The following is an 18,703-nucleotide window of genomic DNA, read 5'->3' as shown; positions in this document are numbered from 1 at the left end:
ACAAGTAATACAAAAACTAATTTTAGTAATACCCTTGTAGGAGCTGCGATATGAGTGAAGTCAAAACTAACGCTGTAGAAAGACATCCTATTAAGAAATTTCTAGTCGAATTATTTAGTGCTAGGGCAGGTTTGTATATCAAACAAAATCACCAAGAACGCAAAATAAAGGTATGAGACTGTGGCCAAGCAAAAGTTAGCTCGAATCAGTATTACTGTGCCCGAAACCACATTGAATGCACTTGATCAAAAAATTGTAGATCAACATTACGAAAGTCGTTCACAAGCAATCTTGGACATGATCAATCGGCACTTAATCGATGATCTAGCTAAAAACGATGAGGTTATGGTTGGCACTTTGACATTGTTGTATGACGTGAGTTTAAAACCACTTCGAACACAACTTGTTGACCTTCAGCAACAACACTTAGCTCAGGTAATTAGTTCATTACATATTCAATTGGATGATGACAAGGTTCTACAAGTCATGTTGATGCAAGGTGTCAGTAGTGATTTGAAAGCCATTACTCAGCAGTTCATTGCATTAAAAGGGGTAATTAAAGGGCATTTGGAATTGATGGATGCCGTCATGCCGCCAATTGCACAAAACACTTAGACACATAAGCATTCATAGTGACAAAAAGTTCTAAATATCAAAGCATAATAGGAGCAAGCATAAGATGATCAAAAAAACTCTGATTTCAGCATCTGTGCTGACAGCGATTTTTTTAGGGGGCTGTGACAACACAGCAAAACTACCAGAATCAAAGGCAAAAACTGAAGGCAGTACTAATAGTAAGCCAATTACAATTGGCTATAGTGATTGGCCAGGTTGGGTGGCATGGCAAGTTGCTATTGAAAAGGGATGGTTTAAAGAAGCGGGGGTAAATGTCGAATTCAAATGGTTCGATTATTCTGCATCAATCAATGCATTTTCTGCCAATCAGCTCGATGCTGTTTCTGTATCCAATGGTGATAACTTGGTGATCGCTTCAGGAGGCACCAAAGGCATCATGATTTTGGCAACTGATTATTCCGCAGGAAATGATGTCATTATTGCCAAAAGTGGAATTAATAATATTGCTGATTTGAAAGGTAAAAAAATTGCAGTTGAGAAAGGATTGGTTGATCATCATTTACTCAATACAGCTTTAGATGATGCCAAAGTAGCAAACTCTGAAGTGACATTAGTGAATGCAGTCACCAATGAATTACCTCAAGTGTTTGCAAGTCCTGATGTGTCAGCAATTGCAGTTTGGCAACCTGTAGCCAATCAAGCATTAAAAGCGGTTGCTGGTTCTAAAATCATCTACTCATCCAAAGATAAGCCGGGACTGATTTATGATACTTTGACCGTCAATATGACACACCTTGCTGCAAATAAGGAAGATTGGAAAAAAATCATTCAGGTATGGGATAAAACTGTTAAATATATCAATGATCCAGCAACACGAGACGATGCTGTAGCAATCATGGCAAAACGAGTCGGTTTAGATTCTGCTCAGTATGCTCAATTTATTGACGGAACTCATTTACTTGATCTGCAAGCAAATAAGAAGGTATTTACCAAGTCCAACAGCTTTGACTCTATCTATGGCTCAAGTTATCACGTCAACGAATTTAATTTTAAAAATGGAGTCTACACCACTAAAGTGGATGTTGATGGCGTGATATTCCCAACGCTTATTGAAGAGGTGAAATAGTTTTAATATATTGAGTAATAATACTTTTAAATTTAATCATTAGCTCTTAAAAATCTCCCTTTCATGAGGGAGTTTTTTTATCTATCAGATATATCAATGAATACTTCAATATAAAAAACCCACTCTTATAAGTGGGCTGTAAATTTTTTACTTTATTGACGTATCGGCGTTTCAATCTTCGCTTACCTTAGTCATACGAGGAATCAACGGCAAATCCTCAAGTGCTGGATCGAGTTGATCTTCATCGGCATGAACGAGTTGATCCACACGTTGACGCAATGCTTTAAATTCAGGGCAAAGCATTTGATCTGGATGACGTGGGCGAGGTAAATCTACTTCGATAATTTCTTTTATTTCACCAGGATTGGCTTTCAGTGCGACGATACGGTCAGCAAGTAAGATCGCTTCATCCATATCATGAGTGACAAAAATAATGGTGATATCAATATTTTGCCATAAATCCATCAAGTGCCGTTGCATCTTCTGACGGGTATGTGGATCAAGTGCACCAAATGGTTCATCCATCAATAAAATTTTGGGTTCATTCACCAATGCTCTAGCAATCGCAACACGCTGTTTCATTCCACCAGAGAGTTGATGAGGATACTGATTTTCATATTTTTCTAAGCCGATAATATTAATCCATTCCCGTGCTTGAGCCTCGGCCGTACTATCACTTTGTCCCTTCATTTTTGGGCCGAACATCACGTTTTCTTTGACTGTTTTCCACGGAAACAGTGTATATCCTTGAAACACCATACCGCGCTCAGGACTAGGACCCATGATCGGTTGTCCATCAATCAAAATCTCTCCACCCGAATAAGAATCAAGTCCAGCGACAATCCGACTGAATGTTGACTTTCCACAGCCAGAAGGACCGATCACACAAATAAACTCACGTTTATGAATCTTTAAATCAATTTGGTTTAAAACAGTTCGTTCAGTTTTACCGTGTTTGAAGCTTTGCGTGAGTTGTTTTGCTTCTAAGATGACAGCACGCTCATAAATATGATCAAAATATTCACGAGCATTGAAATGGGTATTTGTCATTAGTGTGCTCCTGATTTCCATTTAAAAAGCTGCTGCCCAAGTTTCATTAAAATGACATCACAAATCAGACCAATCACACCAATGATGAGAATGGCTGCATAAACATTGTCAAAATTTTGGTAACGTGCTTGTTGGGTAATAAACCACGTAATACCTGATGTGCTCCCAATCAATTCAGCAACGATCAAGTAAGTCCACGCCCAGCCTAATAAAACTCTCAAATCTCGATAAATCTCAGGCAAAGCAGCAGGAATCACCACATGAATTAAGCTTTTGGTTTTGTTCGTTCCAAGTGTAAAACCCGCTTCAATTAAACTGCGATCAACTAATCGAGTTGTATTGGCAATAATTAAAATCTGTTGAAATAACGTACCTATGATAATAATGGCTATTTTTGGTGCATCGTTGATACCTAATATGGCAACTGCCAAAGCACCAAAAGCAGGGGCTGGTAGATAACGAAAAAACTCAACAAAGGGTTCGGTAAGTTGAGAAATTGTTCTAGAAAAACCACACAAAATACCTAAGGGCACCCCGACCAAAGAAGAAATAAAAAAGGCGGTAAATACGAGTTTAATACTCTGCCAAAGACTTTCATGAAACCACGGATCATTAGCTTGCGCGGGTGGTGTTGTAAAAGCGGTTACTAATGCAATAGCAACTTCATGCGGTGCTGGCAAATAGATAGGATTAACAAGAACACCTTGTGGCGGTGTGTTGCCTTGGTCTAAAGCACTTTGTGCTTCGGTATAGAAAATATCTTTAGCAATTCGACTATCGACCTGTAAATAGGTCACGCTGCCAGAATCTGTAATCTTTACTTGTGGATGCCAAATAAATGGAAAGTAACTCACAGCACACCACAGTAAAATCGGTATTAGAAATGACCCGAAACCAAATAACATTTTGCTTTTTTGGCTGAGCTCGCGTGCAACGTAACTCATATCTACTGCCTCTTAATATTACAATTTTTATAAAACGTAATACTGTTTAAGCAAAATAGATGCCAAGCAGGCTTATTTTCAGTTTGAGACTGAAGTTAGAGCAGAATAAATCTGTTTTATAATAAAAAATGGCTGATTTTGATAAGTATTGGCTGAAAATAAAACAAAAAACTTGTTTGAATGCCCATTATCACTTTTTGCGCGGACTGAAACGATGACGGATAGTTCAAATCCATTATTTCCAATGAAAAATAAAACTGTTTGGCGTAATTGGATATTAAAGTTCCTCGTATTTTTTGTTGCATCTTTATTAAGTCTATACGCTATTTTTGCAATTGATATGGGACGGGTAAATATTGCACCAGCAATCTTTGGTTCAGAACAAATTTTAGAGCAACGTCACCAAACCAACAAAGCTGCTAATACTGATCATTCTGATGATCCTGCATTGAATCAAGCTTGGCAACACTCTGGGGTATAGTTATATGCAATGAGTAAAGTTACATCTGATCAACACTCGTATGGTACAGATAGTTATTTTACCTATTCGATGTACCATTATGCAGAAATGCCAATAAAGAACATGGTCTTACTGTCATTTCATAATGTAATGGGAGGAATCTGTATGCTGTTTGGTGCCTTACAGTTTTGGCCAGCCTTTCGACATAGATATCCACGTTGGCATCGAGGCTTTGGTGCTTTATACATGGTGACTGCACAGCTTGCGATGATTGCAGCTGCAATTTATCTCACGATTACACCTGTTCAGACCATTTACGATTCGTTTTCATTTTATGTAGGTCTATGGATTTTAGTAATCATTGTAACTATTAGTTTATGGTTATCTATTTATCATTTAAAACGCAAAGAATACGCGCAACATCAAGCTTACATGGCGATTAATTTCGGCGCTTTGTTAACTGCACCAATCCTGCGCTATAACTGGGTTTTAGGAGGTATATTATTTCCTGATGTAAGCTTTAATACTTCAAATTATTGGGGCGCGGGGATTTTATTACCGCAGTGTTTTGTTATGGGGTACTTATTGTTGTGTTTATCTCGTAGCTTTCAAAAAGATCGACCATTTAGTTTGGTAGCAGCTCAACAAATCATTTCAAAAACTCAATATCTTATTGTGAGTGGACTAATTGGCATAATGCTCCTGTGTTTATTAACCAATATCTATTATTTGTCTATCACAACAGATCTTTCATTATTTTCAAATGCTGAACGATACATACCTTTAGGTCTTATCGAGGTCTACAATCAAGCTGTTTTGCAACACCAAGGATTACGTTATTGGTTTATAGCCGCATCTATCGGCTTAATTGGCGTTGGTATTTGCTTTATCAATGCGAGTTTCTTGAAAATTGAAGTAAATCATAGTCGTGTAAGATTACTTGCAGTTTGGCTAATACTATTTGGACTAATTCTTGGAACTATCTTAATGATCTGGGCTAAGTATATGGGAGCACCAAGTATCACGACGCTTAGTGGTGGTACGCATATGGGGTTATTTGCTGTCCTAAACTTTTTATTTGTAGCACTATTGGCGTATGCTGTGATTCAGAATAAGCCTTATTTGATACGTGAATGGGGATTATTCCTCATATTGTGTAGTGTCAGTCTGCCAATGTCATATCTCATCCTACACTTTTTAATGTTGCTTCCAATTCCTGAGATATTTATTCAGCAAGGGCATGTCTATCGTTTAGCCGCAGATGCAGGTCCTATTTTGCTAGTTTTTGGATTGTTTTACGCTGCTTATAGTCAAGCGACATTAAGTAAGTTTGCTCGTTAATCATTTGGATAAAGAGTAGGGAACAATGGCTTATACACCTCTTAGCAACTTACATTTTCCAATCCAATATATTGAAGTTTGCGACAACCTAATCAGGGCTAAAGGAGGTGATTTAGCCTTGTTTCATACACAATGTGGATTAAATACATCTGACTTACTTGACCCATTATTGATGATCAATGGTGAGCAATTACTTCGAGCGTATAGTCTAGTTCAAGAGTATTGTACTGATGATCGTCCAGAATCATTACAAGTTCTTGAACATTTCCCACTCACGTCACATGGGATGTTAGGCATGTTAGCTTTGGCAGCACGCTCAATAGGCGAAGCTTTACAAGCTGCTTTGGAGTTTTTCCCATTGATGATGCCTGCATTTAAAGTTCATAAATCAAACCAAAACGAGCATGTTTATTTGTCTTTTGAACGAGTATGTGATTTTGGTGAGCAAAATAGATTCTTCACAGAGTTAGTGATGATGGTTCTTTATAAAATAGAACCATTTACTTTACATCCTTTAAAGAACATTGTGATTGAGTTTGAACATCCAATTAGTGATGCTTATCAAGCATTTATTAAAGAAATCAACGCTGAATTCATTATTCATGATTCAAGCCATAGAAATGTACTTTATTTTCCGCAAGAAAATTTAGATATTCCTTTGATTACCCAAAGCCCAACCATGTTTCAGCTTTTACAAGACAACTTAAGACAAAGAATGCAGATGTCTCAGCAGTTAAAACCTGTTTCTATGCAAGTGAAACGTCTGATTGAACTCTTATTGGATGAGAATCGATTAATAAATGCGGAAGTCATAGCCAATCATTTGCATCTATCAAGCCGAACTCTAACAAGGCGTTTGGCAAATGAGGGGAATAATCTCGCTCAACTACATCGTGAGGTTGCAGTTGAATATGCAGGATGGTTATTAATAAATTCCACAAAAACCATCGCCCAAGTGGCACAAAAATCAGGATTTAGTAATGAATCTAATTTTTCCAGAGCCTTCAAGAGTGTAATGGGCTACACACCTAGAGAACATAGAGAAAAACAAAATAAAATTTGATGAAATAAAAGGAAGATGATCAGTTCATATCAGATTTTAAATAAAAAAGGCTGAACATTAAAATGCCAGCCTTACAAGTTGAATAAAATTTTAGGATTTCTTGAGTGATGTTGTAAGCTCATCCCAACGCTGTATCGCACTGTTCATCGCTTGCGCTTTCACATGCCCAAAACCTCGCACCTCAACAGGAAGTTTGGCAATTTCCTCCGCAACGACCAGATTGTATTTTTCAGGTGATTCAATTAAAGCCTCGACAAAGCTGATATAACGGTCACGCCACGCTTGTTCGTGCTGACGTTCTGTTTGACGAGAAAACGGGTCTAGGAAAGTTTCACGTAGCCATTGTAAACGTACCAATAGCATCAAAGGGAAACGGATCCAATATCCAAAAGCACGTTTACGAATATTTTGATGTGCGCCCAGTACAGGTGGAGCTAGGTGATAGGTTAGACGTAAGCCTTCTCCAAACTGTGAGGCTATAGACTGTTTGAATTTTTTAGCTGTAAGTAAACGTGCAACTTCATACTCATCTTTATAAGCCATCACTCGATAAAGTTGAGTTGCAATTGTTCCAGCTAATGATTCAGGTAATTTTTCCGCAGCGCTCTCTACTAAGTTTTTATACTTCAAGGCGTAAGCTTCATTCCAATATTCACGCAGACGAGTAGTACGATCTTCAATTAGTTCCGACATGGTCTGAGGTTTATTAAGTTTTGGCATCGCTGCGACTAAACGCTGAATTAAACTAGGATCACTGCTCAGATGACAACCGATGCGGAAAGCCTCGATATTCTTATCAACCGCCGTACCATTTAATTGAATTGCTTTCTCTATACTTTCTCTTAGTAGCGGTATTTTTCCTGATTGCCAAGCCATACCTAAAAGAATCTGGTTGGTATAGATCGAATCTCCGAGTACTTGAGTGGCAATACTAGCTGCTGGTAATGTAACTAGTTTTCCGTGATGTACACGTCCTTTCAAACGAGTAATTAAGTCTGTAATCGGAGCATACCAGTCCCGAGATTCAATAAAACTTAACGTTGGAGAGGCATCTTCATTCACGATCACCACTGCTTCATCTCTTAGGCGTGATAACGCAGCTTTGCTACCTGCTACGATTGCATCAGCGCCGATTAAAATATCACATTGACCAGCAGGAATTTTTGTTGCTGAAATTTGCTCGTCGTCTGAAGCAAGTTGTACATAGGAATATACTGTTCCTCCTTTCTGTGCTAATCCTGCCATATCCATAACACGTGTTGCTTTACCTTCTAGATGCGCAGCCATTCCTAACAATGCACCTAAAGTAACCACACCTGTACCACCAACACCACCCACCATGATTCGGCTCGGTGTATTTTCCAAGCTAGGAATGATTGGTTTTTCTGGCCAGCCAGCAGGAAATCCTTCAAATTTTTCAAGGCGTTTCATATCACGTGTATGTACAGTGACAAAACTTGGGCAAAAGCCTTCGACGCAAGTAAAGTCTTTATTACAGGTACTCTGGTTAATTTGACGCTTAGTACCTAATTCTGTTTCTACAGGTTCGACAGATAAACAGTTCGATTGTTTTGAACAGTCACCACAGCCTTCACAAATATCAGTATTAATAAGTAAACGTTCAGCAGGGTCAGGGTAGGCATTACGTTTACGACGACGACGTTTTTCACTGGCACAAGTTTGAACATAAATTAGGGCTGTTACTCCCGAAATATCACGTAATTGACGTTGGATTGCATCTAATTCATTACGGTGATGAATTTCTACATCAGGTGCTATACCTTCTTCGGCATGTATCAGCTCAGGTTCATCTGTGACAATAACCTGTTTTTTTATCCCTTCAGCGGCTAACTGACGCGTTAGTTGAGCAACACTCAAATGTCCATCCACATGTTGTCCGCCCGTCATTGCAACAGCATCGTTGTAGAGGATTTTGTAAGTAATATTAATTTTTGCAGCGATGGCTTGGCGAATAGCAAGATAACCTGAATGGAAATAAGTTCCATCGCCTAGATTAGCGAAAATGTGTTTTTCATTATTAAAATGCGATGCACCAGCCCAACTCACACCTTCACCACCCATTTGTGAATAGGTTTCTGTACCACGATCAAGTGAAACTGCAATGTAATGACATCCAATGCCACCTAATGCACGACTGCCTTCGGGTAATTTAGTCGAAGTATTATGAGGACATCCGCTACAGAAAAAAGGCTTGCGATCAGCAATATCTAAAATACGTTGAGATTCTTGTTCAGCTGTTTTTAATAAGCCAACTCGGTTTTGAATTTGTTCTTTTATATGTACTGGAATATCCAAGTCAAGAAAACGAGCTGCCAACATTTTTGCAATCGGTTCAGGCTGAAACTCGTAATATCCGATTAAGGGAGCTTCCTCAGTAGATGTACTCCATTCGCCCTTACCATCACAAGCTTTACCAATAATATGAGGGCGTTGATGATCAGGTAGTGAATACAACTCATCTTTAATTTGAGATTCAAGAATCGGGCGTTTTTCTTCAACAACGATCAGCTCTTTTAAACCTTCTGCAAACTCATGTAATCCTTGTGGTTCCAAAGGCCAAATAAGACCGACTTGATAAACTTTTAAGCCAATTTGTTCAGCAATATCGTTATCAATCCCTAATATACGCAAAGCTTCAATCGTATCGAGATAACCTTTGCCACTCGCAACGATACCGATACGGGCATTTTCAGATGACCAAGTGACTTTATTGAGTTGGTTAGCACGTGCATATGCTAAGACAGCAGGTAAGCGGTATTTGTAAAGTCGTTCTTCTTGTTGGATACCATGATCTGGCCAGCGAATATTAACGCCATCATCAGGAAATTTAACATCTTTAGGCAAGACTGGAATGACACGATCCTCATCAACATGCACAGATGCTGATGTCTCTACGATTTCACTCACGAGTTTTATGGAAGTCCATACACCCGCGAATCGTGACATTGCGACCGCATGGATACCAAGATCAAGAATGTGTTGTACTGAGGTTGGATAAAAAATAGGAATGCCGCAACCCATCATCACATGTTCAGACTGGTGCGGAACAGTAGAAGACTTACAAGAATGATCATCACCAAATAGAGCAACAACACCACCGTGTTCGGCTGTGCCTGCGAGGTTAGCATGACGTAGTACATCACCTGAGCGATCTACACCTGGACCTTTGCCATACCACCAAGAAGTAACACCATCAAATTTACCTTGACCTGCTAAATTGGCTTGTTGGGTACCCCAAATCGCGGTAGCAGCTAAATCTTCATTAACACCAGGTTGAAAGACCACATCATGATCTTTCAAAATTCCTTCAATTTGCCAAAGAAAATTATCATAATTACCAACAGGTGATCCGCGATAACCTGAAATAAATCCAGCGGTATGGTAACCATTTTTACTATCACGGCGGGTTTGAGCGAGTGGTAAACGCACCAAAGCTTGAATACCTGTCATATAAGCCGTGCCGTTATCGCTTATGTATTTATCATCAAGGGATACATCTTTAGTCGGTATCTTTTTAGGTGTAAATGTCGTAGCGATATTCATTTATGTCTCCTTTGTATTATGTAGTTCGAGCTACTTTCTTTTCTCAACATCCGAGTTGACTTTTGGAGTTATAGACATACAACGATCAAATCATGCGCTGAACCGTCAAAAAAATACGCATGGATGTATGTACATATTTACCATTGTGGTTGATCTAAACTGGTGCAACAATGCGTAATTTAGGAAAAGATATTTACGTTATGCGCAAAAATCTCGATGGTGGACTGTTGCATGCAATGCATGCTTTCCTGAAAGTGATTGACAGTGGAAGTTTTACAGCAGCTGCTGAACAGATGGATTTGACCACAGCTCAGGTATCACGTCTGATCAGCGAGTTAGAGTCACGGCTTGGTGTTAAACTGATGCAACGCTCTACACGGCAGCATGCATTGACAGATATTGGTGCGCTTTATGCTGAGCGTTGTCGACAAGTTCTATCGATCATAGATGAAGCAGAGTCTGAAGCGACAGGAACGGCAACAAAGCCAAAAGGACGGTTGCGTATTTTGAGTATGGCAAGCTTTGGGCATTATTATATATCGCCTGTAATGGCTAAATTCTGCCAAAGTTATCCAGATTTGACGGTTGAATATCGAACTTCGCAGAACACACCAGATCTTTTAGGTAAGGGAATTGATGTCAGCTTATATTTAACTGAATCACTGACTGACTCCAGATTCGTATCGCGTCGTATCGGCACAATATTTTCAGTGTTGTGCGCATCTCCTGCATATTTAGAAAAGCATGGCATACCAAACTCACCTGAAGATTTGTACAACCATGCATGTCTACGTTTGGTCAATCCATCAATTACACCTGAATGGCATTTGATTAATGAAAAGGGGGGTTTTCATGAGATCAGTACGAGCGGTCAAATTGTGGCTGATACTCCTGAGTTATTATTAGATGTCGTACAACAAGATATGGGAATCGCATTATTACCGATGTTTTCAGTGATTGAAGCTGTTCGGGCAGGTCGATTGTGTCATGTCTTACCCGATTGGCGTTCACCTGATATTGGTGTTTATACCTTATTACCGTCAAGAGATTATATTGATGCAAAAACTCGTGCTTGGTTGGATTGGGTAGAACAATATATTTCACCGAAAATTAAATCAGATACTTCTTATTTTTATCAATTAACACATACTGAATGATCTATATTTAAGTCAAAAATAAGTGATTAAAACAAAAAACATGAATGCTCCTTCAAATTTATTTTTAGTGGAGCATTTATCAATGATCGCTGAGATTTATTTATGCACATGACTGTTGAAGATAAGTATTTGCATAATTTGATAAGTTTTTTCGGTTCAATGTTTGATTGATATTTTGACTAGCCAACATCAGTTTTTCTAGATTAATGCCTGTTTCATAACCAATGTGAGACAGTAAATAATATAAATCCTCTGTTGCAACATTCCCTGATGAACCTTTGGCATAAGGACAACCACCCAGTCCAGCAAGTGAGGAATCAAAAACTCGAATACCTTGCTGTAAGGATTGATAGATATTGGCGATTGCCATACCATAGGTATTATGAAAGTGTCCAGCCAAAATCTTGCTATCCAATTCTGCTAAGCATGCTTGCCAAACTTTTTGCACTCGATCTGGTGTCGCTGTCCCAATAGTTTCACCCAATGAAATCTCATAACATCCCATGTCATGCAGCTGTTTCACGACATTCACGACTTGTTTGGGATCAATTGCACCTTCGTAAGGACAGTCCACCATACAAGAGACATAACCACGTACACGAACATTGTTTGCCTGCGCCGCTTTGAAAATTTCAGAGAATCGTTCTAAGCTTTCATCGATCGAGCAATTGATATTCTTTCGAGTAAAACTCTCAGAAGCTGCGGTAAAGACAGCAACCTCTTTACATCCAACTGCTAGAGCGGCTTCGAAGCCTTTAAGATTAGGCGTGAGCAAGCTCAAATTTAAATCATTGCGTTGTGGCAACAATTTAAATAACTCATCGCTCTGCGCCATTTGTGGTACCCATTTGGCTGATACACATGAACCCACTTCAATTGACTTTAAACCTGCATTAATTAAATCATTGATAAAACGCAATCGCTGCTCAATGCTTAAAGCTTGTTTCTCGTTTTGCAAACCATCACGAGGCCCAACTTCTACAATCTTTACATAGTCACTCATGCAACTTCCTCCTCAGCAGCTTGGAAGTCCACAAGCTCATCACCAGCTTTGACTTGATCTCCCACTTGGAAATAGGCATCCAAAATCACACCATCTTTTGGAGCGCGAATGGTATATTCCATTTTCATCGCTTCAAGCGTCAAAAGCACATCATCTTTCTTCACGGTGTGATTTGCGCCCACAAGTAATTGTGTCACCACGCCTGGCATTGGGGCTTTGAGATGTCCTTGCTCAGATTGACCATCAGTTTGATTATAATCCTGACGTAAATAGCTAAACTTATAGCTTTGTCCAGCCTTGAACAGGGTAATACCTTGCACACCTCGATTAAAGGCAAGTTTTTGCTGGATTCCACCAATTTGAATATTTGCACTGTGTTGATCAGTCAATTGACCTGTGATGTGATACTGCTGACCATTAAATTCTGCATTAAACCCTTGTTCAGCAGCAGAAAACTTAATTTGAATATTTTGATTTAAATAATTCAATTTAATGCTGTGCTGATAAGACACATTACTACGCCATAAGGGTTGTGCTAGCCACAGTTGTTTTTGAGTTGATTGATTGCTTTGCATTTGGCTTAGAAATTCAATAAATGCAGTCGCAACAACAAACTCAGGTTTTGTATTCGCTGGGCTAAACAAGAACTGCTCTTCACGTTGGATTAGATTCGTATCCAACTTTGCTTGTTTGAATGAATCACAACGTACAATCTTTTCCAAAAAGGCAATGTTATTGCCTAAACCATCGACATGGAATTGACTAAGCGCGTGTTGCATTTGAATCAAAGCAGCTTCACGGTTTTTCCCCCATACGATCAATTTGGCAATCATTGGGTCATAGAAAGTGGTAATTTCATCACCTTCAACGATGCCACTATCTACACGAACATATTGGTTTTGCGCTGGGTAGCGTAAATAGTCAATTTTACCGATTGCAGGTAAAAAGCCTTTTTCTGGTTCTTCGGCATAAATACGTGCTTCGAGCGCATGCCCATGAATTTGTAATTCATGTTGGAGTTTTGGTAATGGCTCACCATACGCAACTCGTAATTGCCATTCTACTAAGTCCTCTCCAGTAATCATTTCAGTCACAGGATGTTCGACTTGTAAGCGTGTGTTCATTTCCATGAAATACGCCGTACCATCTTGTTCAACGATAAACTCAACCGTACCTGCACCGACATAATTTACCGCACGCGCAGCATCGATTGCAGCTTGACGCATAGCATCGAGCTTTTCGCTTGGCATTTGCGGAGCAGGGGCTTCCTCTAATACTTTTTGATGACGACGTTGAACAGAACAATCCCGTTCAAATAAATGTACATAGTTGCCATGTGTGTCGCCAAATACCTGTACTTCGATATGACGTGGTTGAATCACATAACGTTCAATCAGTACGTCATCATTACCAAAACTCGATTTGGCTTCACGCTTACACGACGCAAGAGAATGTAGGAAATCTTCGCTACGTTCCACTAGACTCATGCCTTTACCGCCACCACCAGCACTTGCTTTAATCAATACAGGATAGCCAATCCGATCTGCTTGTTGTTTTAAAAATTCAGCATCTTGATTTGTTCCGTGATAGCCCGGTGTTAGAGGTACACCGGCTTTTTCCATCAACGCTTTAGAGGTTGCTTTCAAGCCCATCGCTAAAATGGCATCGACTGGAGGTCCAATGAAGCAAATATTATGCTGCTGGCAAGCTAAGGCAAATTGATCGTTTTCCGAAAGAAAACCATAACCAGGATGAATCGCTTGGCTTCCTGTATCAATCGCCGCTTGAATAATACGATCAACTTGTAAATAACTTTGTGTTGCAGGAGATTGACCAATATAAATCGCTTCATCAGCAAGTTTAACGTGTTGTGCATGTGCATCTGCATCTGAGTAAACCGCAACCGTCGCAATACCTAATTTTTTGGCGGTACGAATCACACGGCAAGCGATCTCACCACGGTTCGCAATTAAAATCTTTTCAAACATCTTAATCATCCTTAATTGTTGTTATTAGAATTTGAAGTCCACGCAGGGGCTTGCTTATTTAAGAAAGCGGTTAAACCTTCTTTTGCCTCACTGCCTTGACGGACTTGTGCTATGTGTTGAGCAGTTTGTCGAAGTAACTCATCGTTCATACTTTGATTGCTAACCATTTGAATCAGTTGCTTAGATGCTGCTTGGGCATGTGGTCCACCCAGCAGTAAAGCATCAATAATCTCTTGAACTTTTTTATCTAAATCTTCTGCATCCGCAATTTCATGTGCCAAGCCGATTTGTTTTGCTTCGTGCGCTGAGATACATTCAGCAGTTAAAAAATAGCGTGAAGCTTGTCTAGCGCCAATCGCACGAATCACATATGGACTAATCGTAGAAGGGGCAAGACCTAGTCGAACTTCAGAGGTTGCAAACTTTGCATCGGTACTGGCAATGCAAATATCACATGCAGATGCCAAACCCATACCACCACCAAAAGCAATGCCATGAACACGTGCAATCGTCGGCTGTTTTAAGGTTGCGAGTGCTTCAAGCATCTGTGCGAGTTTTAAAGCATCGGCTTCATTTTCTTCTGCAGAAGCTTGCCCCGCTTGTTTCATCCAATTCAGATCTGCACCTGCTGAAAAGCTTTTACCACGACCTGCTAAAACTACAACTCGAATATCGTCACGGATAGCAATTTGCTTAAAGCAAGTATGCAATTCTTCAATCACCGTTGTATTGAAGGCATTGTGTAGCTCAGGGCGATTCAGCCACACATATGCCACCTGATCATGCTGTTCCAGTTGTAAAAATTGATAGCTCATAAACACCTCTTACATGCGGAACACGCCAAATTTAGTTGGTTGAATCGGTGCATTTAAAGCTGCAGCAAGACTCAATCCTAATACTTGACGCGTTTGCGCTGGATCAATCACACCGTCATCCCACAAACGGGCAGAAGCATAGTAAGGATGACCTTGACGTTCATACTGATCACGAATCGGTTGTTTAAATTCATCTTCTTCTTGTGCTGACCATTCTACGCCTTTTTGCTCGATCTGATCATGCTTCAAAGTCGAAAGTACGCTGGCTGCTTGCTCACCACCCATGACTGAAATACGCGAGTTTGGCCAAGTCCATAAGAAACGTGGAGAATAAGCACGTCCACACATACCGTAGTTACCTGCACCAAAAGAACCGCCAATGATGAGTGTAAGTTTTGGTACATTTGCAGTTGCAACCGCCATCACCAGTTTAGCACCGTGCTTGGCAATGCCTTCATTTTCGTATTGGCGACCGACCATAAAGCCCGTGATATTTTGAATAAATAACAACGGAATATTGCGTTGGGTACATAGCTCAATAAAGTGTGCGCCTTTTTGAGCTGACTCAGAAAATAGAATGCCATTATTGGCAATAATTCCGACTGGCATCCCATAAAGTGATGCAAACCCTGTGATCAAGGTTGAACCAAAACGAGCTTTAAATTCATCAAAACGAGAACCATCGACGATACGTGCAATCACTTCTCGTACATCAAATGGCTTGCGCGCATCGGTTGGGACTACACCATACAACTCTTTCGCATCAAACAATGGTTCATCAATCTGTTTATTGAGTTCATTTGGTTTTTTATTCAAATTGGCAACGATATTACGTGCAATCGCAATCGCATGTTCATCATTTTCAGCGAGGTGATCGGCAACACCTGAAAGACGCGTATGTACATCACCACCACCCAAATCTTCGCTACTTACAACTTCACCTGTTGCAGCTTTAACCAAAGGAGGACCACCTAAGAAAATAGTCCCTTGATTACGCACGATGATGGTTTCATCTGACATCGCAGGAACATAAGCACCACCAGCGGTACAGCTACCCATCACGACCGCAATTTGGGCTATACCTTGGCTCGACATACGTGCTTGATTGTAGAAGATACGTCCGAAGTGATCACGATCAGGGAATACCTGATCCTGCATAGGTAAATACGCACCACCTGAATCTACAAGATAAATACAAGGTAAGTGATTTTGTTCTGCAATTTCTTGAGCACGTAAATGCTTTTTAACCGTAAGTGGATAATAGGTACCACCTTTAACCGTTGCATCATTGGCAACGATCATGCATGTCACACCATTAACCTGTCCAATACCCGCAATCACACCCGCAGCAGGAATATCATCCTCATAAACCTTATACGCAGCAAGTTGTCCGATTTCTAAAAAAGCTGTGCCAACGTCAATCAATTGATCTATACGTTCACGTGGAAGCAATTTTCCACGTGCTAAATGCTTTTGACGTGCGTTTTCTCCGCCGCCTAATGCAATATTTTGGGCAACTTGTGTTAAATCATTAACCAACGTCTGCATAGCTTGTTGGTTTGTTTTGAAGTCTTCACTTCGCACATTAATTTTGCTTTGTAATTGATTCATATGATGCATCCTGATTTATCGTTATTATTTGGTTTCATTAAACAATTCACGTCCGATCAACATACGACGAATTTCAGATGTGCCTGCACCAATTTCATAAAGTTTTGCATCACGCCATAAACGCCCCGTAGGGAATTCATTGATATAGCCATTGCCACCTAAAGTTTGAATCGCTTCACCCGCCATCCATGTCGCTTTTTCTGCTGCATATAAAATGGCACTGGCTGCATCTTTACGTAAGCTACGGTCATGATCTCCTTTATCACACGCTGTACCAACGGCATATACAAGCGCTTTACAAGCCAGCCAAGTTGAATACATATCAGCAAGTTTGCCTTGCATTAATTGGAATTCACCTAAAGCTTGTCCAAATTGTTCACGTTGATGTAAATACGGAATCACGACATCCATGCAGGCATCCATAATGCCAAGTGGACCTGCGCTAAGAACTGCACGCTCATAGTCCAAGCCACTCATCAGGACTTTAGCGCCGTTACCGACACCACCCAACACGTTTTCAACAGGTACTTCTACATTGTCAAAAAACAATGGATAGGTATTTGAGCCACGCATACCAAGTTTGTCTAAGTGATGACCATGACTAAAACCTTTCATGTCCTTTTCAATTAAAAAAGCGGTCATGCCTTTTGCGCCTGCATGTGGATCAGTTTTTGCGTATACCACTAGGACATCAGCATCACCGCCATTGGTAATCCACATCTTGGAACCATTCAAAACGAAATGATCACCTTTTTGTTCAGCACGTAATTTCATACTGACTACATCAGAACCCGCATTCGGTTCAGACATCGCTAGGGCACCGACATATTCTCCAGAAATTAATTTAGGCAGATATTTCTGCTTTTGTTGCTCATTACCGTTGCGATTAATTTGGTTAATACATAGGTTTGAGTGTGCGCCGTATGAAAGTGCAATTGCTGCAGAAGCACGAGAAATTTCTTGCATAACAATAATATGAGCAAGATAACCAAGGTTGGTGCCGCCGTATTCTTCAGAAACCGTTAGGCCTAATAAGCCCATATCACCGAACTTTTTCCATAGATGGCTCGGGAATTTATTGTCTTGATCTACTTGCTGAGCAATTGGTGCAATTTCTTTTGCACAAAATGCGGCAACTGAATCTTGAAGGGCAATCAATGTTTCATCCAGACCAAAATTCAAGCTACGTAGGTTCATTGTGTTCATCCTATTGGTTATATTTGTTGTTCCATAAGCATTCTTGTTTGTGCTTAGGAAGTACCATACAATGAATTTTTGAAAAAGTGAATATAGATTCATAAAATGATTTACAATTCACTTTATTTGTTAGAGAATAAATTTCATGAGTTATAAACGATCATCTTTAATGCAAGAACGGATGGAACAAAATCGTAAGTCGATTTTGAGTTCAGCCAGAAAATTAATTTCAGAAGGAGGGTTTAAAGACGCACAGATACAAACAATTGCTGAGCAAGCAGGTGTTTCAAGTGGGTTGGTTTATCGCTACTTTGACAATAAAAGTCAGGTACTTATTGAAGTTCTGTCAGAAGCGATCAATACCGAACTTTTAGTGATTGATGCGATTACGGAAAGTGATCTAACGGCGGAACAGAAGTTACATAAAGCGGTAACAACCTTTGTAAAAAGGGCACTAAACAGCCCTCAGCTTGCATATTCACTCATGTTTGAACCTGTTGATTCATTGGTAGAGCATGAGCGTTTTCGTGTTAAGCAGTTGATTAAACAAAGTATTATTAAAATACTCGCAGATGGAAATGCAAGTGGCGAGTTTATGTTAGAGAATTTAAATACCACTGCACTTTGTGTGGTTGGCGCGATGACTTTTGTAGTCGTAGAACCTCTAGACCCAGCTCAAAATACAAAGTTTGATCAGCAACACAAAGACTATTTTTCAAAGCAGATTGCTGATTTTTGTGTGGATGCCGTGAGGAAAAAATAGGCATAAACAACAATAAAAATCAAAACAAGGCAGTTTGAAGAATAG

15 protein-coding genes are annotated in these 18,703 nt (G+C 39.8%); 7 read left to right on the top strand and 8 right to left on the bottom strand.

Annotated features, from left to right (window positions below; all coding sequences use genetic code 11):
- The first annotated feature begins 180 nt into the window (after positions 1–180).
- On the top strand, positions 181–615 hold the full coding sequence (locus F948_RS06900) for a CopG family ribbon-helix-helix protein (RefSeq protein ID WP_004961909.1): 435 nt from the start codon (positions 181–183) through the stop codon (positions 613–615).
- Between the two features lie 64 nt (positions 616–679).
- The gene (locus F948_RS06895) at positions 680–1,702 is read left to right on the top strand and encodes an ABC transporter substrate-binding protein (protein WP_004961905.1); all 1,023 of its coding nucleotides are present in this window, start codon (positions 680–682) and stop codon (positions 1,700–1,702) included.
- A gap of 171 nt (positions 1,703–1,873) precedes the next feature.
- On the opposite strand, the gene F948_RS06890 is transcribed toward F948_RS06895, so the two are convergent.
- Both F948_RS06890 and F948_RS06885 read right to left on the bottom strand, forming a co-directional pair.
- The gene (locus F948_RS06890) at positions 1,874–2,752 is read right to left on the bottom strand and encodes an ABC transporter ATP-binding protein (protein ID WP_004639185.1); all 879 of its coding nucleotides are present in this window, start codon (positions 2,750–2,752) and stop codon (positions 1,874–1,876) included.
- A complete protein-coding gene (locus F948_RS06885) occupies positions 2,752–3,696 on the bottom strand; it encodes an ABC transporter permease (protein ID WP_004961901.1) in 945 nt (314 codons plus the stop codon). Before F948_RS06885 ends, F948_RS06890 begins: the two co-directional genes overlap by 1 nt.
- Before the next feature lie 214 nt (positions 3,697–3,910).
- Between F948_RS06885 and F948_RS06880 the strand changes: the two genes are divergently transcribed.
- The 3 genes from F948_RS06880 to F948_RS06870 are packed head-to-tail and all read left to right on the top strand — an operon-like array spanning position 3,911 to position 6,560.
- On the top strand, positions 3,911–4,177 hold the full coding sequence (locus F948_RS06880) for a hypothetical protein (RefSeq protein ID WP_004961897.1): 267 nt from the start codon (positions 3,911–3,913) through the stop codon (positions 4,175–4,177).
- 9 nt (positions 4,178–4,186) lie between these two features.
- Positions 4,187–5,497, top strand: a complete 1,311-nt coding sequence (locus F948_RS06875; protein ID WP_228128836.1) for a DUF2306 domain-containing protein — start codon at positions 4,187–4,189, stop codon at positions 5,495–5,497.
- 25 nt (positions 5,498–5,522) lie between these two features.
- The gene (locus F948_RS06870) at positions 5,523–6,560 is read left to right on the top strand and encodes an AraC family transcriptional regulator (RefSeq protein WP_004961892.1); all 1,038 of its coding nucleotides are present in this window, start codon (positions 5,523–5,525) and stop codon (positions 6,558–6,560) included.
- Positions 6,561–6,650: 90 nt separating this feature from the next.
- Here F948_RS06870 and F948_RS06865 read toward each other — a convergent pair whose 3' ends face one another.
- A complete protein-coding gene (locus F948_RS06865) occupies positions 6,651–10,124 on the bottom strand; it encodes an indolepyruvate ferredoxin oxidoreductase family protein (protein ID WP_004961890.1) in 3,474 nt (1,157 codons plus the stop codon).
- A gap of 200 nt (positions 10,125–10,324) precedes the next feature.
- On the opposite strand from F948_RS06865, the gene F948_RS06860 reads away from it, so the two are divergent.
- The gene (locus F948_RS06860; RefSeq protein ID WP_026057409.1) at positions 10,325–11,281 is read left to right on the top strand and encodes a LysR family transcriptional regulator; all 957 of its coding nucleotides are present in this window, start codon (positions 10,325–10,327) and stop codon (positions 11,279–11,281) included.
- 100 nt (positions 11,282–11,381) lie between these two features.
- Here F948_RS06860 and F948_RS06855 read toward each other — a convergent pair whose 3' ends face one another.
- From F948_RS06855 to F948_RS06835, 5 genes are read right to left on the bottom strand one after another with little or no spacing between them, the layout of a single operon-like run.
- Complete coding sequence (locus F948_RS06855; protein ID WP_004961885.1) at positions 11,382–12,284, bottom strand: hydroxymethylglutaryl-CoA lyase; 903 nt, start codon at positions 12,282–12,284, stop codon at positions 11,382–11,384.
- Complete coding sequence (locus F948_RS06850; RefSeq protein WP_004961882.1) at positions 12,281–14,272, bottom strand: acetyl/propionyl/methylcrotonyl-CoA carboxylase subunit alpha; 1,992 nt, start codon at positions 14,270–14,272, stop codon at positions 12,281–12,283. Before F948_RS06850 ends, F948_RS06855 begins: the two co-directional genes overlap by 4 nt.
- A gap of 11 nt (positions 14,273–14,283) precedes the next feature.
- The gene (locus F948_RS06845; RefSeq protein ID WP_004961879.1) at positions 14,284–15,087 is read right to left on the bottom strand and encodes an enoyl-CoA hydratase/isomerase family protein; all 804 of its coding nucleotides are present in this window, start codon (positions 15,085–15,087) and stop codon (positions 14,284–14,286) included.
- A 9-nt stretch (positions 15,088–15,096) separates the two neighbouring features.
- On the bottom strand, positions 15,097–16,698 hold the full coding sequence (locus F948_RS06840; RefSeq protein WP_004961876.1) for a carboxyl transferase domain-containing protein: 1,602 nt from the start codon (positions 16,696–16,698) through the stop codon (positions 15,097–15,099).
- A gap of 24 nt (positions 16,699–16,722) precedes the next feature.
- Complete coding sequence (locus F948_RS06835) at positions 16,723–17,895, bottom strand: isovaleryl-CoA dehydrogenase (protein ID WP_004961873.1); 1,173 nt, start codon at positions 17,893–17,895, stop codon at positions 16,723–16,725.
- Positions 17,896–18,040: 145 nt separating this feature from the next.
- On the opposite strand from F948_RS06835, the gene F948_RS06830 reads away from it, so the two are divergent.
- Positions 18,041–18,658, top strand: coding sequence for a TetR/AcrR family transcriptional regulator (locus F948_RS06830; RefSeq protein ID WP_004961872.1), 618 nt, complete (start codon positions 18,041–18,043; stop codon positions 18,656–18,658).
- The last annotated feature ends 45 nt before the right edge of the window (positions 18,659–18,703 follow it).

Source organism: Acinetobacter junii CIP 64.5, assembly GCF_000368765.1.
Lineage (GTDB): Bacteria > Pseudomonadota > Gammaproteobacteria > Pseudomonadales > Moraxellaceae > Acinetobacter > Acinetobacter junii.
Note: the sequence above shows the minus strand (reverse complement) of the source record. Positions and strands in the feature narration are given on the sequence as shown.

Coding starts and splice junctions, on each gene's coding strand:
- F948_RS06855 (WP_004961885.1), bottom strand. CDS start 12,284: ATGAGTGACTATGTAAAGATTGTAGAAGTTGGGCCTCGTGATGGTTTG.
- F948_RS06830 (WP_004961872.1), top strand. CDS start 18,041: ATGAGTTATAAACGATCATCTTTAATGCAAGAACGGATGGAACAAAAT.
- F948_RS06875 (WP_228128836.1), top strand. CDS start 4,187: ATGAGTAAAGTTACATCTGATCAACACTCGTATGGTACAGATAGTTAT.
- F948_RS06885 (WP_004961901.1), bottom strand. CDS start 3,696: ATGAGTTACGTTGCACGCGAGCTCAGCCAAAAAAGCAAAATGTTATTT.
- F948_RS06895 (WP_004961905.1), top strand. CDS start 680: ATGATCAAAAAAACTCTGATTTCAGCATCTGTGCTGACAGCGATTTTT.
- F948_RS06880 (WP_004961897.1), top strand. CDS start 3,911: ATGACGGATAGTTCAAATCCATTATTTCCAATGAAAAATAAAACTGTT.
- F948_RS06890 (WP_004639185.1), bottom strand. CDS start 2,752: ATGACAAATACCCATTTCAATGCTCGTGAATATTTTGATCATATTTAT.
- F948_RS06860 (WP_026057409.1), top strand. CDS start 10,325: ATGCGCAAAAATCTCGATGGTGGACTGTTGCATGCAATGCATGCTTTC.
- F948_RS06845 (WP_004961879.1), bottom strand. CDS start 15,087: ATGAGCTATCAATTTTTACAACTGGAACAGCATGATCAGGTGGCATAT.
- F948_RS06850 (WP_004961882.1), bottom strand. CDS start 14,272: ATGTTTGAAAAGATTTTAATTGCGAACCGTGGTGAGATCGCTTGCCGT.
- F948_RS06865 (WP_004961890.1), bottom strand. CDS start 10,124: ATGAATATCGCTACGACATTTACACCTAAAAAGATACCGACTAAAGAT.
- F948_RS06835 (WP_004961873.1), bottom strand. CDS start 17,895: ATGAACCTACGTAGCTTGAATTTTGGTCTGGATGAAACATTGATTGCC.
- F948_RS06840 (WP_004961876.1), bottom strand. CDS start 16,698: ATGAATCAATTACAAAGCAAAATTAATGTGCGAAGTGAAGACTTCAAA.
- F948_RS06870 (WP_004961892.1), top strand. CDS start 5,523: ATGGCTTATACACCTCTTAGCAACTTACATTTTCCAATCCAATATATT.